This is a genomic window from Streptomyces sp. NBC_01288 (genome assembly GCF_035982055.1).
Lineage (GTDB): Bacteria > Actinomycetota > Actinomycetes > Streptomycetales > Streptomycetaceae > Streptomyces.
This window is the reverse complement of the sequence record NZ_CP108427.1, coordinates 6,482,574-6,496,959: the sequence shown is the minus strand read 5'-3', so window position 1 is coordinate 6,496,959 and position 14,386 is coordinate 6,482,574. Positions and strand designations below refer to the sequence as shown.

Annotated in this window: 14 protein-coding genes and 2 tRNA genes; 10 read left to right on the top strand and 6 right to left on the bottom strand. The window is 69.8% G+C overall.

What is annotated here, in order from left to right; translation table 11 throughout:
• Positions 1 to 115: 115 nt before the first annotated feature.
• On the top strand, positions 116 to 1,078 hold the full coding sequence (locus tag OG194_RS29325; RefSeq protein ID WP_327403770.1) for a D-2-hydroxyacid dehydrogenase: 963 nt from the start codon (positions 116 to 118) through the stop codon (positions 1,076 to 1,078).
• Between the two features lie 22 nt (positions 1,079 to 1,100).
• Positions 1,101 to 2,504, top strand: coding sequence for an amidase (locus OG194_RS29320; protein WP_327403769.1), 1,404 nt, complete (start codon positions 1,101 to 1,103; stop codon positions 2,502 to 2,504).
• On the opposite strand, the gene OG194_RS29315 is transcribed toward OG194_RS29320, so the two are convergent.
• The gene (locus OG194_RS29315; protein WP_019056630.1) at positions 2,485 to 2,979 is read right to left on the bottom strand and encodes a DUF3830 family protein; all 495 of its coding nucleotides are present in this window, start codon (positions 2,977 to 2,979) and stop codon (positions 2,485 to 2,487) included. The genes OG194_RS29320 and OG194_RS29315 overlap by 20 nt on opposite strands.
• 47 nt (positions 2,980 to 3,026) lie before the next feature.
• On the opposite strand from OG194_RS29315, the gene ehuB reads away from it, so the two are divergent.
• The 6 genes from ehuB to OG194_RS29285 all read left to right on the top strand — a co-directional run bounded on the left by ehuB (position 3,027) and on the right by OG194_RS29285 (position 7,243).
• Positions 3,027 to 3,941: an ectoine/hydroxyectoine ABC transporter substrate-binding protein EhuB gene (gene ehuB, locus OG194_RS29310; RefSeq protein WP_327403768.1), complete on the top strand. Its 915-nt coding sequence runs from the start codon at positions 3,027 to 3,029 to the stop codon at positions 3,939 to 3,941.
• Complete coding sequence (gene ehuC, locus OG194_RS29305) at positions 3,938 to 4,660, top strand: ectoine/hydroxyectoine ABC transporter permease subunit EhuC (RefSeq protein WP_327403767.1); 723 nt, start codon at positions 3,938 to 3,940, stop codon at positions 4,658 to 4,660. Before ehuB ends, ehuC begins: the two co-directional genes overlap by 4 nt.
• Complete coding sequence (gene ehuD, locus OG194_RS29300; RefSeq protein WP_327403766.1) at positions 4,657 to 5,307, top strand: ectoine/hydroxyectoine ABC transporter permease subunit EhuD; 651 nt, start codon at positions 4,657 to 4,659, stop codon at positions 5,305 to 5,307. The genes ehuC and ehuD overlap by 4 nt, the downstream gene beginning before the upstream one ends.
• Complete coding sequence (gene ehuA / locus OG194_RS29295; RefSeq protein ID WP_442811645.1) at positions 5,297 to 6,094, top strand: ectoine/hydroxyectoine ABC transporter ATP-binding protein EhuA; 798 nt, start codon at positions 5,297 to 5,299, stop codon at positions 6,092 to 6,094. The genes ehuD and ehuA overlap by 11 nt, the downstream gene beginning before the upstream one ends.
• 220 nt (positions 6,095 to 6,314) lie before the next feature.
• A complete protein-coding gene (locus tag OG194_RS29290; RefSeq protein ID WP_327403765.1) occupies positions 6,315 to 7,073 on the top strand; it encodes an IclR family transcriptional regulator in 759 nt (252 codons plus the stop codon).
• A 96-nt stretch (positions 7,074 to 7,169) separates the two neighbouring features.
• Positions 7,170 to 7,243 (top strand) — tRNA-Lys (locus OG194_RS29285).
• 106 nt (positions 7,244 to 7,349) lie between these two features.
• On the opposite strand, the gene OG194_RS29280 is transcribed toward OG194_RS29285, so the two are convergent.
• From OG194_RS29280 to OG194_RS29260, 5 genes are all read right to left on the bottom strand, one after another.
• Entirely contained in the window at positions 7,350 to 8,972 is a 1,623-nt protein-coding gene (locus OG194_RS29280) for a long-chain-fatty-acid--CoA ligase (protein ID WP_327403764.1), read from the bottom strand.
• 39 nt (positions 8,973 to 9,011) lie between these two features.
• On the bottom strand, positions 9,012 to 9,467 hold the full coding sequence (locus OG194_RS29275; protein ID WP_327407246.1) for a DUF3592 domain-containing protein: 456 nt from the start codon (positions 9,465 to 9,467) through the stop codon (positions 9,012 to 9,014).
• 104 nt (positions 9,468 to 9,571) lie between these two features.
• Complete coding sequence (locus OG194_RS29270) at positions 9,572 to 10,180, bottom strand: lytic polysaccharide monooxygenase auxiliary activity family 9 protein (RefSeq protein ID WP_327403763.1); 609 nt, start codon at positions 10,178 to 10,180, stop codon at positions 9,572 to 9,574.
• Positions 10,181 to 10,307: 127 nt separating this feature from the next.
• The gene (locus OG194_RS29265; RefSeq protein ID WP_327403762.1) at positions 10,308 to 11,435 is read right to left on the bottom strand and encodes an SPFH domain-containing protein; all 1,128 of its coding nucleotides are present in this window, start codon (positions 11,433 to 11,435) and stop codon (positions 10,308 to 10,310) included.
• A gap of 67 nt (positions 11,436 to 11,502) precedes the next feature.
• Complete coding sequence (locus OG194_RS29260) at positions 11,503 to 12,849, bottom strand: peptidoglycan-binding protein (RefSeq protein WP_327403761.1); 1,347 nt, start codon at positions 12,847 to 12,849, stop codon at positions 11,503 to 11,505.
• A 181-nt stretch (positions 12,850 to 13,030) separates the two neighbouring features.
• On the opposite strand from OG194_RS29260, the gene OG194_RS29255 reads away from it, so the two are divergent.
• A tRNA-Lys gene (locus tag OG194_RS29255) sits at positions 13,031 to 13,104 on the top strand.
• 283 nt (positions 13,105 to 13,387) lie between these two features.
• The gene (locus tag OG194_RS29250) at positions 13,388 to 14,101 is read left to right on the top strand and encodes a FadR/GntR family transcriptional regulator (protein WP_327403760.1); all 714 of its coding nucleotides are present in this window, start codon (positions 13,388 to 13,390) and stop codon (positions 14,099 to 14,101) included.
• Positions 14,102 to 14,386 lie beyond the last annotated feature (285 nt).

Sequence of the window (14,386 nt, the reverse complement as noted above, 5' to 3'; positions counted from 1 at the left end):
GTGTTGACGAAGGTAGGTTCGAGTGCGAGCGTGGTCAATCCGTGCATGTCAGACGGCCGCGCTCGGTGCCTCCCGCCGTGCCTCACGCTGTACCTCCCGCGAGAAACGGCTTCGCATGACCGCAATTCCCCCTGCCCTGCCCACCCTTCTCGTCCTGGACGCCGACCCGCTGCCCCGCCTCGGCAAGCTGACCGGGCGGGTGCGCGTCGAACACGCCGACGCGTCGACGCTCGCTGATCAACTTCCCTCGGCCGACGTCCTGTTGGTGTGGGACTTCGCCTCGCACGCGGTACGCGCCGCCTGGCCCGGCGAGGGTCCCCGGCCGCGCTGGGTGCACACCGCGAGCGCGGGCGTGGACCACCTGATGTGCCCCGAACTCGCCGCCTCCGACACGGTGGTGACGAACGCGCGCGGCGTCTTCGACCAGCCGATCGCCGAGTACGTCGCCGCCCTCGTCCTCGCGATGGCCAAGGATCTGCCCAGGACGCTGGAGCTCCAGCGGGAGCGGACCTGGCGGCACCGCGAGGCGCAGCGGGTGGCCGGAACCCGCGCCTGTGTGGTCGGCTCCGGGCCCATCGGGCGGGCGATCGTCCGCACCCTCAAGGCACTTGGCGTGACGACCGCGCTCGTCGGCCGCACCCCGCGTACCGGTATCCACGGCCCCGGCGAACTCGACCGGCTGATGGCCCGCGCCGACTGGGTGATCTCGGCGGCCCCGCTCACCGACGACACGCGGGGCATGTTCGACGCCCGCCGCTTCGGCTGCATGCAGCCCTCGGCGCGCTTCATCAACGTGGGACGCGGCCAACTCGTCGTAGAGGAAGCGCTCGCGGAGGCCCTCACCAAGCACTGGATCGCGGGCGCCGCACTGGACGTCTTCGAGGCCGAACCCCTCACCCCCGACAGCGTGTTGTGGCAGGTCCCGGGGCTGATCGTCTCCCCGCACATGAGCGGCGACACGGTCGGCTGGCGGGACGAACTCGGCACGCAGTTCGTGGCGGCGTACGAGAGATGGGAGGCGGGAAAGCCGCTGCCGAACGTGGTCGACAAGAAGCGTGGGTACGTACCGGGGCACTGAACTCCCCACTCTGGAGGGCCGGATGACGACCGAACTCACCGAGCTGACCGCCGTGGAACTCCTCGACGGCTACCGCAGAAGGGAGTTCAGTCCCGTGGACGCGACCCGCGCCACCCTCGATCGGGCCGAGGAGATCCAGCCCGCCGTGAACGCGTTCGTACGGCTCGACGCGGACGGCGCGTTGGCGTCGGCGGCCGAATCGGCGGAACGCTGGCGACGCGGGGAGCCGACCGGGCTGCTGGACGGCGTGCCGGTCACGGTCAAGGACATCCTGCTCCAGCGCGGCACACCGACCCTGCGCGGCTCCAAGACCATTGCCGAGCAGGGCGGTTGGGACGAGGACGCACCCTCGGTGGCCCGACTGCGGGAGCACGGCGCGGTGTTCATCGGCAAGACGACGACCCCGGAGTTCGGCTGGAAAGGCGTCACGGACTCCCCGCTGTCCGGGATCACCCGCAATCCGCACGACCCCTCGCGCACGGCGGGCGGTTCAAGTGGCGGGAGCGCGGCGGCCGTTGCCCTGGGCGCGGGTCCGTTGTCGCTCGGCACGGACGGTGGCGGCAGTGTCCGTATCCCCGCCGCCTTCTGCGGGATCTTCGCGCTGAAGCCGACGTACGGCAGGGTGCCGCTGTACCCGGCGAGCGCGTTCGGCACGTTGTCGCACGTCGGCCCGATGACCCGGGACGCGGCGGACGCGGCGCTGCTGCTGGACGTGATCGGCGTACCGGACGCCCGCGACTGGTCGGGGCTCGACCGCGCGCCGGGTTCCTTCACGGAGGGGCTCGCGGACGGCATACGGGGCCTGCGGATCGCGTACTCCCCGTCCCTCGGCGGCCAGGTCGCGGTGCGCCCGGCGGTCGCGGCGGCGGTCCGGCGGGGCGTGGAGCGGCTGGCCGCACTCGGCGCGTACGTCGAGGAGACCGACCCCGACTTCAGCGACCCGGTGGACGCCTTCCACACCCTGTGGTTCAGCGGCGCGGCCCGCGTGACGCAGAAACTCGCGCCGCGGCAGAGGGAGTTGCTCGACCCGGGGCTGCGGGAGATCTGCGCGACGGGAGCGGGCTTCTCGGCGCTGGACTATCTCGCGGCGGTGGACGCCCGCATGGAACTCGGCCGCAGGATGGGCCTGTTCCACGAGCGCTACGACCTCCTCGTCACGCCGACGCTGCCGATCACCGCGTTCGAGGCGGGAGTCGAGGTCCCGAAGGGTTCGGGGCACCGCCGCTGGACGGGCTGGACCCCGTTCACGTACCCCTTCAATCTCACCCAGCAGCCCGCCGCCACCGTCCCCGTGGGGAACGACGGCGACGGGCTGCCGATCGGGTTGCAGATCGTGGGGGCGCGGCACCGGGACGATCTGGTGCTGCGGGCGGCGCACGCGCTGTTCGCCGCCGGGGTCTCCGGAGTCAGGCCCGCCGGAAGCTGAGGCTCTCCCCCGCCGCCCCCGACCGCCACAGGTCGTTGCAGGCCTCCGCCATCTCCTCCAGCCCTTCGACCACCTGGCCCCAGACGATGCCGGGCACCCAGCCCACATCGCCGTTGAGGAGGAGGTTGTTGCGTTCGTAGAACAGGGCCAGGTCGACGACCGTCGTGCCGGCGCGGACCTCGCGGTCGTAGCCGTAGGCCTTCGTGCCGAGTTCCGTGCCGGCGAAGGCGAAATAGCAGAGATCGCCCGGTATGGGGGTGACTGTGGGGTTCTCCAGCGGGGGTTCCGTTTCTGCGAATGGCGGGAAAAGGGCGTAGATCTCGTTGCGGGCGTACTTGGCGTGGTAGACGTCGCCGATTAGCGGGAGTGCGTCCCAGATGGCCGCGCAGGTCAGCGGTGCGCGTTCCACCAGCAGTTTTGCCCGGCAGTGGACGTTCCGCTTTGCGAGTGAGACCTCGATGAAGTGATCCGTCATGTCTTCCAGGGTGCATAACCCGGGAGCGGTCGGGTAGCTGCGCGCCCATGGCTCCACCAATTGGGAACGACAGACACACATCCGGTCACACGCCGGGTCACACCCGTCGGGCACTGCTCGCCGGGGTGGCGGCGGCGGGTGCGCTGGGCGCGGCCGGCTGTAGCCGTGTGGCCACCGCGTCGACCAGCGGCGGTGAACTGCTCGACCGGCTGAAGGCGCAGGGCGTCGTACGGCTGGGGATCGCGGGTGAGATCCCGTTCGGGTACATCGACAAGGACGGTCAACTGACCGGTGAGGCACCGAAGTTGGCGGAGGCGATCTTCAAGCGCCTCGGCGTCGACAAGGTGCAGCCCGTGCCCACCGAGTTCGGCTCGCTCATCCCGGGGCTGAACTCGCAGCAGTTCGACGTCGTGGCCGCCGGGATGTACGTGACCCCGGAACGCTGTGCGCAGGTCATCTTCGCCGACCCCGACTACCAGGTGCTGGACTCCTTCGTCGTCCGCAAGGGCAACCCGAAGGGGCTGCACACCTACAAGGACGTCATCGCGAAGAAGGCGAAGTTCGCCACCGGCACCGGGTACGCCCAGATCCAGCACGCCGTCGACGCCGGGTACAAGCAGAGCGACATCCTGATCGTCCCGGACCAGGTCGCCGGGCTGAACGCCGTGGAAGCGGGGCGAGTCGACGTCTTCGCCGGTACGGCGCTCACCACGCGCGCGGTCGTGAAGAAGTCCGCCAAGGCGGAGTCGACCACGCCCTTCGCACCGCTCGTCGACGGGAAACCGCGGATCGACGGGGGCGCCTTCGCGTTCCGGCCGACCGAGACGAATCTGCGCGACGCCTTCAACGTCGAGCTGCACAAGCTCAAGAAGAGCGGGGAGTTGTTCCGGATCCTGCGGCCCTTCGGGTTCAGCAAGGCCGAGATGACGGACCTCACCGCGAAGGAGCTCTGCGGCGGATGACCTCAGGCCTCTGGGAACTCGTCCTCAAGGGAGTCTGGACCACCGTCCAACTCCTCGTCCTCAGCGCGCTGTTGGCGACCGCCGTGGCCTTCGTCGTCGGCATCGCCCGCACCCACCGGCTGTGGATCGTCCGCTTCCTCGCCGGTCTCTACACCGAGGTGTTCCGCGGCACCTCCGCCCTCGTCATGATCTTCTGGGTGTTCTTCGTCCTGCCGGTCGCCTTCGGCTGGCAGTTGGTCCCCCTGTGGGCGGGCACGCTCGCCCTCGGTCTGACCTACGGCGCGTACGGCACGGAGATCGTGCGCGGCGCGCTGAACGCGGTCGACCCGGCGCAGCAGGAGGGCGGGGTCGCGCTGAGCTTCACGCCCTGGCAGCGGATGCGGCTGATCCTGCTGCCGCAGGCGGTGCCGGAGATGATCCCGTCCTTCTGCAACCTGCTGATCGAACTGCTCAAGGGCACCGCCCTGGTGTCCGTCATGGGCATGGGCGATCTCACCTTCAGCGCCAACCTGGTGCGGCTCGCGTTGCAGCAGAGCGCGGAGATCTACACGTACATCCTGCTGATCTACTTCGTGATCGCCTTCACGCTCACCCGGCTGATGCGCGGACTGGAGAAGAAGCTGAAGGCCGGGATCGGCAAGGCGCCCGGCAACGAGAAGGCCGCGCGTGAGCTGAAGCGCGCGCAGACCACCGGCGTCGGAGGAGGTGGCGTCGCGTGAAGTGGGACTGGAACGCCGTGAGCGAGTTCATGCCGTACTTCTGGGACGGCCTGAAAGTCACCCTGCAGATCCTGCTCCTGGGGTCGCTGATGTCCTTCGTGCTGGGACTGGTGTGGGCGCTGCTGATGCGGACGCCGACCCGCTGGGTGCGCTGGCCGGTCGGGGTCGTCACCGAGTTCGTGCGGGACACCCCGCTGCTGGTGCAACTGTTCTTCCTGTTCTACGTGTTGCCCGAGTGGGGCCTGACCTTCTCCGCGCTGACCACCGGTGTCTTCGCGATCGGGCTGCACTACTCCACGTACACGATGCAGGTCTACCGCGCGGGCATCGAGGCGGTGCCCGTCGGCCAGTGGGAGGCGGCGACCGCGCTGAACCTGCCGGTGCGCCGGACCTGGACGGCCGTGATCCTGCCGCAGGCGATCCGCCGGGTGATCCCGGCGCTGGGCAACTACGTGATCGCGATGCTCAAGGACACCCCGATCCTGATGGTGATCACGGTGCTCGAACTGATGGGCCGGGCCCGGCTGTTCTCCCAGGACCACTACCAGTTCACCGAGCCCATCACGGTGATCGGTGTGGCCTTCATCCTCATCTCCTATCCCGCCTCCCTGCTGATCCGAGCCCTGGAGCGACGCCTTGTCCGCTGACACGCCCCTGACGAAGGAAACCGACGCCAACGCCAACCCCCCGGTGGACGGCAGCGAGTTGATCCGCCTGGACCATGTGACGAAGCGCTTCGGGTCCAACACCGTGCTCGACGACCTCGACTTCTCCGTGGAGTCCGGCAAGCACGTCACCCTGATCGGTCCGTCCGGGTCGGGCAAGACCACGATCCTGCGGCTGCTGATGACCCTGACCAAGCCGGACGAGGGCACGATCACCGTCGACGGGGAGCAGCTCTTCCCTGCCCCCGAGAAGCAGATCCGCGAGATCCGCAAGAAGATCGGGATGGTGTTCCAGCAGTTCAACCTGTTCCCGAACATGACCGTGCTGCGCAATGTCACCGAGGCGCCGGTCACCGTCCTGGGCCTGCCCAAGGAGGAGGCGGAGGCGCGCGCCCTGGAGCTGCTCGACCTGGTCGGCCTCGCCGACAAGGCCGGCGCCCGCCCGACCCAGCTCTCCGGCGGCCAGCAGCAGCGCGTCGCGATCGCGCGGGCGCTGGCGATGCGGCCGCGGGTGCTGCTCCTCGACGAGGTGACCTCCGCGCTCGACCCGGAACTGGTCGTGGGCGTCCTCGACGTCCTGCGGGACATCGCCCGCACCACCGACATCACGATGCTCTGTGTGACCCACGAGATGAATTTCGCCCGTGATATTTCAGATCAAGTCCTGATGTTCGACGCGGGCAGGGTCATCGAATCGGGCCCGCCGGAGCAGATCTTCGGCGATCCGGAACAGGAACGGACCCGGGAATTCCTCGGCGCCATTCTTTGACATTTATTCAATTACGACACGTGAGCATTCGAACACCCAAGGTCCACGTCACGTGGCATGACAGGGGCATATGCCAAAGGATTCGCGCCGCAGTTCGGAGGCCATAAGGAAGGCCACAATCTCACCAACAGCCGCTCCACATCGGCCGTTTGACAGCTATCGTGGAGGGGATTCGCTGTCCGGTATCACGGCCCAAAAAGCGAGCGCAGGGAGAAACACCGTGGCGCTGATGCACGAGCCGACCGCTCCCTACCACTCGGTACAGGACGCACTGCGCATCCTGGAGACAGTCGCCGGACACTCCACCGGCGTCACGGACACCGAACTCGCCCGCCGCACCGGCCTCGGCACCGAGCGCCTGACGATACTGCTGCGGACCCTGCGCCGCGAGGGCTACGTCGAGCAGCTCACCGACGGCGCCTACATCACCGGCGAGGCGCTGAGCCGGCTCGGCTCCGCGGCCGGCCGGGAGGAGGCGGTGCGCGAGCAGATCCAGCGGACCCTGGACCGGCTGCGCGACTCCCTGGGCGCGGCGGTCTACGTCAGCCGGTACGTCGACGGCGAGGTCACGATCACCCAGTACGCGGCCGGGCCCACCACCCCGGCCGTCAACGAGTGGGTCGACTTCCGCGTCTCCGCGCACGCGACCGCGCTCGGCAAGAGCCTGCTGGGCCAGCTCGACCACAACGGCCGCCGGGACCATCTCTCCCGGCACAAGATGGCCCGCCTCACCTCGCGCACGATCACCAGCGACCGGCTGCTGCTCTCCCGCCTGGAGACCCAGCCGCCGACCGTCCCCCACCTCGACCTCCAGGAGTACGCGGTGGGCACGGTCTGCGCGGCGGTCCCGATCACGGCCGGCGCCTCGGTCGGCTGCCTGGCCCTCTCCCTCCCGGTCGAGCACGCCCACCGCCTGCGCCAGGCGGCGGACACGCTGAACCGCGAGGCGGGGCCGGTGCTGCTGTCCCTCGCGATCTAGCGCGCGTAAACCTGGTCCAGAGCACCCCTCCGGACCAGGTAGTATTTTTCTCGTCGCCCTCCGCGAGACTCTGATCCAGCGGAAGGCGTGAGTCACGCGCCGCTAGCTCAGTTGGTTAGAGCAGCTGACTCTTAATCAGCGGGTCCGGGGTTCGAGTCCCTGGCGGCGCACGATGACGAGGACGAGGCACGTTCGCAGAAAGCGCGAACCTGCCTCGTCCTCGCTGTTTTGCACGGCTTCGCCGCGCGCAGTGGGGGCTTCACCACCCACACCCCCTCAAGCCGGGCCCCTCGTTCCGACGAGGGGCCCTTCGGCGTCCTCGGGGGTCAGTCGTCGGTAGGCCGCCTCCCCCGGCGGCCGCCACCACACCGGATCCGGACATACGACCCCCTCCCGCCGCAGCCCCGCCCGATGGATCTTGTTCGTCGCGGTCACCGGCATCCGCTCCACCACCCGCACGAACCGTGGCGCCATCTTCGTCCCCAGATCCGGCTGGGCCAGCAGGAACTCCGCGAAGTCGAGCGGGTCGAAGTGTCCGGCGATCGTCGCCATGACCTGGTCGCCGGTCACCGGGTCCGGTACCGCGTAGACCGCCACGGCGTCGGCGCCCTCGTAGCGGGCGAGGATGTTCTCGATCATCGCGGCGGCGAGGTTCTCGCTGTCGACGCGGAGGCGGTCGTCGGTGCGGCCGGCGAAGTAGAGATAGCCGTCGCGGTCCCGGTAGAAGAGGTCGCCGGTCCAGTACCAGCCCTCGCGGCGCCGCTCGGCGTCCGCCTCGGGGTTGCGCCAGTAGCCCTCGAAGGGGTTGGCGCCCCGGTTCACCAACTCCCCTATCGCCTCTTCCCCGTTGAGCAGCCGACCCGCCGAGTCGAAGGCCGCCGGCGAGCACTCCGTCCGCGTCTCGGGATCGAGTACGGCGAGCCCGGGCGCCGCCCGCCCGACCGCCCCGGCCGGTGTCCCCGGCGACCACTGCACCGCCGCCCCGCCCTCCGAGGACCCGTACCCCTCCACCAGCCGCACCCCGAACCGCCGCTCGAACGCCACCGCGTCCACCGCCCCCGCCTCCGTGCCGAAGCCCATGCGTAGTGGGTTGTCCCGGTCGTCGGGGCGTTCCTCGGTGGCCAGGACGTACTGAACGGCGCGGCCCACGTAGGTGAAGTACGTGGCCCCGTACGCCCGTACGTCGTCCAGGAACCGTGACGCCGAGAACCGCCGCCGCAGCGCCACGCCCGCCCCGGCCGCCAACGCCGGTGCCCAGTCGGCGATCACCGCGTTGCCGTGGAACATCGGCATGCAGATGTAGTGCACGTCGTCCGCGCGGACCCCGAAGCTGTCGGCCAACGAGCGCCCCGCAGCGGCCAGTCGGCCCTGGGTGCAGATCGCGGCCTTCGGGGCGCCGGTGGAACCGGAGGTGAAGTAGAGCAGGACGCGGTCGTCGGGCGTGGCCCGGGAGAAGGCGGACGGGTGCGCGTCCGCGTACGGGGCGAGCAGGTCGTCGTATGACTGAGTGTCCGTCACCAGGAGTCGTACGCCGGGGAGTTGGAGGCCTTCGAGGAGCTGGACGTGGGCGCGTTCCGTGACCAGGAACCGGCACTCGGTGTGCAGGATGTCGCGGGCCAGTTCGGGGCCTCGGCGGGTGGGGTTGATACCGGCGACGGCCGCGCCCGCGAGGGCCGCCGCGCTCAACCACAGGGGATATTCAGGGGTGTTGTCGAGCAGTACGCCGACGTGGGGTGCGGTGCCGGGTGGCAGGAGGTCGGTGAGGAGCGCCGCTCTGGCCGCCGCGCCGGACGCCATCTCGTGGTGGGTGAGCACCTGTTGCCCGCACCACAGGCCCGGGCGGTGGTCGCCCCACCGTGCCTGTACGAGTTCCGCGACGGTACGCCTGCTGGACTCCATGGGGGCGCAGGGTAGTTGACGTACCGTCAGATATGGAGACTACGAGCCCATGGAGTCGAACATCTTGTGGGTCACGAGGATGAAGACGACGCAGGCGGCGACGATCACGCCGAAGAACACCAGCGCGCAGCCCGCGCCCGCCGCGAGCTTCCCGCGGGACGGGGCGTGGGCGGTGGCCTGCTCGGGGTGGTCGGCCGCGTAGTGCACGGTGACGATGTCGCCCTCCAGCGTCGTGCCCGGCCCGTTGCTCTCCTCGAACCGGACCGTGCGGCCCTCGCGGGTCGTGAACTCGTAGACGTGGTGCAGCGTCGTCGACACCATGGTGTCCCCGGCGTCGCCGCTGGTCGTCGTGTACGTCCGCAGACAGCGGGCCTCGGCCGTGAGTCCGCTGCTCCAGGCGCTGTTGACCTGGCGCGAGCGGCGGATCACGCTCACCGCACCGAGCACCACGACGGCGATGATGAGAAGTGGCGCGATGTAGAACAGCGCTTCCATGGTGTCCCCCGAGGTCAAGTACCGCTTGGTGGAGGGAACCTACCCCCGGGGGACGCCGAACTGTCTCAAGCAATGCTCAGAACCTCATGCCGAGAACGTCAAGGTCAGAACGTGACGTCCGAGCAGGAGTAGAACGCGTTGGTCGTGTCCGCGATCGTCCACACCGCGACGATCACGTGGTGGCCGGAGAGGCCGGACGGCAGCGTGCCGGTGTGGGAGATGGTGGACGACGAGGGGCGCTGGCCGTTGTAGGGGACGGTGAGGAACGGGGTGGTGTTGAGGTCCGAGCGGGCCAGGTTGTGGTTCTGGTTCCAACCCGCCTTGGTGACGTAGTACTTGAAGTCCGTCGTCGCGTGGATCGCCGTGAACTGCCAGCGGAACGTGTACGACTGACCACCCGTCACCTTGGTCGTCGGCCAGGCGGTGCCCGACGGGGCCTTCGGTGCGCTGAGTTGGGCGAAGCGGCTGATTCCGCCGTTGCAGATCTGGCCGTCGGCGGGGCCGGCCGCCGGGAAGCCCTTGGGGCCCTCGACGCTCTGCGGCTCGTACTGGATGTCACCGCAGTTCGTCACCGTGCCGTTGGCACAGAGCTTCTGCCTGCTGATGGGGAGGTCGGTGTAGCCGTGGCTGCTCGCGGCCCCGGACGAGAGCACGATGGCCCCGGCCGTGGTGAGCCCGAGCACGCCCGCGTACCACTTGGCCTTTTTGCGCATGCTGCCGCTCCTGGAGAACGTGTGGGGAAGTTCCGTGAGCCGTGCAGGTCTAGACCAAGTCCCAGATTATTGCCCCTACTTGACCGTGTCTATATCAAAGACGCGTCCATCCCCGTCGCACTCCTCATCACGGCGCCGATTCCCCCCGCCCCGAGCAGAACGCGACCGTCAAGTCCTTCACCAGCGCCCGGCGTTCGTAGTCGTCCAGCTCCACCAGACCTCGCATGGTCAGTCGCGTCACCGTGTCCTCCACGGAGTCGACCACAGACGTGAGCATCGTCGCCCGCTGCTGCGCGTCCAGCGTGGCGATACGGCGCCGGGTCATCGCCGCCGCGACCTCCGGGGCGTACTCCACACGGACCGGCCGTACCGAGAACACCTCGATGCCGACCGGCGCCGAGTCCGCCGCGACCAGCCGGGTCAGCGCGTCGACGGCCAGGTCGGCCGCGCCCTTCGCGCCACCGCCCGGCGGCTCCACCGGCACCCGGGCCAGCGCCGCCTCCACGCACTCGCGCAGATACGTCTCGTGGTCCTCGACCCCGAGCGTGGCCCGCGCGGTGTCCCGCACCCGCCACACCACGAGCGTCACGACCCGCAGCGCGACCCCGTTCGCGTCGGCCCCCGGCATCGGCTCACTGCGCCAGTGCCGCAGCCGTACGTCGACGCGGCGGCGCAGCAGCAAGGGGTTGACCCACATCAGCCCGGTGCGCCGGACGGTCCCCCGGTACCGCCCGAACAGACCGAGCACCCAGGCCCGTCCGGTACGGCCCCGGGCCAGACCCCCGAAGCCGAACAGCCCGAGCGCGCCGGCCCCGGCGTACGCGGCCCACTGCGCGGGACCGAGTCCGGCACCGGCGTAGAACGGCAGTCGTAGCGCCTCGGTCGCGAGCGGGGGCAGGACGCCCGCCCACCACGAGGTGGCGAGGCAGCCGGCCAGTCCGCAGGAACCGGCGAGCACGCCCGCCGTGCCGGGCAGCACCCGGGCCGGGCGCTCCACGAGGTCGGGGTCGACCTCCGGGGCCGGGCGCGGCTTGGCCGGGACCGGGCGGCGGAAGCGGGGCTGCTCGCCGGTGCCCTGCCGACGGGCCACGACGGCGGGCCTGAGCGGCACCGAGACCGGGTCGGGGTCGTCGCGGAACAACAGGTGGACGGGGATCTCGGTGGTCGCCTCGTTCTGGATGAGCCGCGCGGGACGGGTCTGTCCCTCGGGCGGCCCCTCGTTCTCGGGCGTGTGTGAAGTGGTCGTCGTACTCATAGGTGCCTCCAGCCTCCGCGCCAGATGCGTCACAACGGGTGGTCATGGAACGGGTGGTCATAGGTGGTCAGGAAAAGAGCCGGCGCCAGGTCTCCGGCCCGGGGTAGCCGTCGGCCGCGCCGCCGCGCCAGCCCTGGGCGCGCTGGAAGGCCTCGACGTTACGGCGGTCCGGCTCGCCCCAGCGCGGTCCCGGGCCCGTCGTGTAGTACTTGCCGAAGCCCTTCTTGACCAGCTGCTTTCCCAGCTCGGTGACGTACTTGTTGTTCGCGCCGAGGCGGAACACGGCCTTGCCCGGGTAGCCCGGGACGCCGTGCGAGGCGGGGGCGGGCGGGCCCGCCGCTCCGACGGCCGCCGCGCCGCCTACGTTCTTGCCCTTGCCGGTGACGAGGAGTTGCCAGGTCTGCGGGCCGGGCAGGCCGTCCGCGTCCGCGCCGTTCCAGCCCTGGGCGAGCTGGAACGCCTGGGTGGCCCGCCGGTCCGCGTCCGACCAGCGCGGGCCCGGACCCGAGGTGTAGTACGCGCCGGCGCCCCGGGCGACGAGCATCGTGCCGAGCTGGGTGACGTACTTGTTGTCGGCGCCGGGGCCGAAAGACGACGCTCCCGGGTACGGCGTGTTCGTCCTGCCCGCGTCCGCGGGGGTCACCGGAGCCACCGGTGTCACCCCTTCCGTACCGCCCGTCACGCCCTTGTAGCGGTACGGCACATAGCTGTCCGAGTGGCTCCAGTACGCGTACGGGGTGGACTGGCGGCGGGCGTGCGAAGGGGTCTCCTCCAGGGCGATGTAGTAGGTGTGCGTGTAGTCGGTCCAGCCGCCGAAAATGACGACGTGCGAGCCTTTCTCGGGGTTCGCGAGATTGTGGAACAGGAGAATGTCGCCGGGCTCCAGTTCCTCCTTGGAAATACGCACCCCGTACTGGTCGAGACTCCCGGTCCATTCGTTCCCCGGCAGCCCCCAGGCCATCGAGACGAACCCCGAGCAGTCCTGCCGGTAACCGTCCGACCAGTACGCGTTCATGCTGTACGGCACCTGCGCCGCGATCCAGGTCTTGGCCCGGTTGATGATCTCCGCGCGGGTGGCCGTGGGCGCCTTGACCGCACCGGCCGGCTTCGCCGGTCTCCCGCTCGGGCCGTGCAGCGGGGCCTTGCTCCCCTGCGGGGTCGCGGGCTCGTCACCCGTGTCACCTGCGGGAACTCCGGGGCGAGCCGGAGCGTGGGGAGCGGCCGCGGCCGGTACGGCATGCCCGGCGGCGAGGGCGGCGGACGCCGCGGCCGCCACGAAGAGGGCCCGCTGGGCGGCGGGGTGGCCGACGGTACGGCCGGTCGGGGAATGCGACGGGAGGCGCCGCCGGTCAGCACATCCGGGGCAGTCGCAATCGCTCGCGGGATCGAATTCCTCGAATACCGGAGTCTCCATGCGATGCCCCTCACACTCCAGGTGGAAATATCCGCGCTCGTGCACATCCGCCAGTTTCTCAACTGTCTTCCGGACTCGCATGTTGACGGTCCGAATGATGTACAGGGCCCCCGCCCGGGCCTGTCCGGGGGTGGTCGGGAGCACCCCTACGCATCCGGTAGAGTTGTGCAGGTCAACGCACGCGCCGCTAGCTCAGTTGGTTAGAGCAGCTGACTCTTAATCAGCGGGTCCGGGGTTCGAGTCCCTGGCGGCGCACGATGACGATGGCGAGGCACGTTCGCAGAAAGGGCGAACATGTCTCGCCATCGTCGTTTTTGCTCGGCTTCGCCGCGCGCGGTGAGGGCTCCGCCACCCACACCCCCTACCCCGGCACCACGCCGACCGCGACCGAAAAGTCCGGCCCCCGAAATCCCCTCGCGACGCCGGAGGCCCTCCGCACTGCGGGGGGCCTTTTGCGTGGGCGGAAGACCCGCATGGGCGGAACATCCGCGCGGGCGGAACACAGCTCACCCCCCGTTTGGCCGGATACCCTCTCGCCATGACAGCCCGTGACCTTCAGGAGCGGATCAAGAAGCTCATCCTCGACCGTCGGCTGTCCTCCGGGGCCCCGCTGCCGACCGAGCCCGAGCTGATGGTGCTGCTCGGTGCGAGCCGGAACTCGGTGCGCGAGGCGCTCAAGGCGTTGCAGGCGATGGGGATCGTCGAGATCCGGCACGGGTTCGGGACGTACGTCGGCCCGATGTCGCTCGCGCCGATGGTCGAGGGCCTCGCGTTCCGTACCGTCGTCGGGCACTACCGCGGCGAGGACAGCCTGCTCCAGCTCCTCGAACTGCGGGAGGCGGTCGAGTCGGGGCTGGTCGCCCGGCTCGCGGGGCGGCTGCCGGAGCGGGATCTCGTCGAACTGGACGCGCTGGTACGGCAGATGGAGCGGGAGGCCGCCGAGGGGGTCGGGCTCGCGGCCACCGACCGGGCCTTCCACGCCACGCTCTACCGAGGGCTGGACAACGCGCTGCTGAGCGAGGTCCTGGACGCGTTCTGGGACGCCTTCCACCGCGTCCACACCGATCTCGCGGCCGGCCCGCAGGACCCCGAGGTCACCTGCCGCCAGCACCGGGCGATCCTCGACGCGGTCCGGTCCGGGGATGCGAAACGTGCCGAGAACGCCATAAGAGAGCACTTCGACAACGTGCGCACAAGGGTGTCCACAACGGCTGCACATGATCCCCACACGCACCCCAATGAACGCGTATGACCGGTAAACACCGCGTTTCGTGTCTTGCGATCAAGCTGAGCACCGTAGAACCCTGGTTTTGAAGAGACTGCCGGTACACGGCAGTTGAGGGGGTACGGAACCGGTTGCGCGGTTTCGCGGGGCGGAGGGGCCCCGCGCTGGAACAGATGTCGGAGGGGGCATCGCGCAACCGGGCGGTCGCAGCCGCACATCTCTGTGAGCGGACTGTGCGGTGACTGTGGCCACCACTGACACGCCCGTCGATCGTCGAGGGGGACGCCGGCGGGCGGCCGAGACAAACAGACA

What these genes read in the sequence shown, in the direction of transcription:
- OG194_RS29270 (WP_327403763.1), bottom strand. Translation starts at nt 10,180, where the DNA reads ATGCGCAAAAAGGCCAAGTGGTACGCGGGCGTGCTCGGGCTCACCACG.
- OG194_RS29260 (WP_327403761.1), bottom strand. Translation starts at nt 12,849, where the DNA reads ATGGAGACTCCGGTATTCGAGGAATTCGATCCCGCGAGCGATTGCGAC.
- ehuC (WP_327403767.1), top strand. Translation starts at nt 3,938, where the DNA reads ATGACCTCAGGCCTCTGGGAACTCGTCCTCAAGGGAGTCTGGACCACC.
- OG194_RS29265 (WP_327403762.1), bottom strand. Translation starts at nt 11,435, where the DNA reads ATGAGTACGACGACCACTTCACACACGCCCGAGAACGAGGGGCCGCCC.
- OG194_RS29315 (WP_019056630.1), bottom strand. Translation starts at nt 2,979, where the DNA reads ATGACGGATCACTTCATCGAGGTCTCACTCGCAAAGCGGAACGTCCAC.
- OG194_RS29250 (WP_327403760.1), top strand. Translation starts at nt 13,388, where the DNA reads ATGACAGCCCGTGACCTTCAGGAGCGGATCAAGAAGCTCATCCTCGAC.
- OG194_RS29325 (WP_327403770.1), top strand. Translation starts at nt 116, where the DNA reads ATGACCGCAATTCCCCCTGCCCTGCCCACCCTTCTCGTCCTGGACGCC.
- ehuB (WP_327403768.1), top strand. Translation starts at nt 3,027, where the DNA reads ATGGCTCCACCAATTGGGAACGACAGACACACATCCGGTCACACGCCG.
- OG194_RS29320 (WP_327403769.1), top strand. Translation starts at nt 1,101, where the DNA reads ATGACGACCGAACTCACCGAGCTGACCGCCGTGGAACTCCTCGACGGC.
- OG194_RS29275 (WP_327407246.1), bottom strand. Translation starts at nt 9,467, where the DNA reads ATGGAAGCGCTGTTCTACATCGCGCCACTTCTCATCATCGCCGTCGTG.
- OG194_RS29280 (WP_327403764.1), bottom strand. Translation starts at nt 8,972, where the DNA reads ATGGAGTCCAGCAGGCGTACCGTCGCGGAACTCGTACAGGCACGGTGG.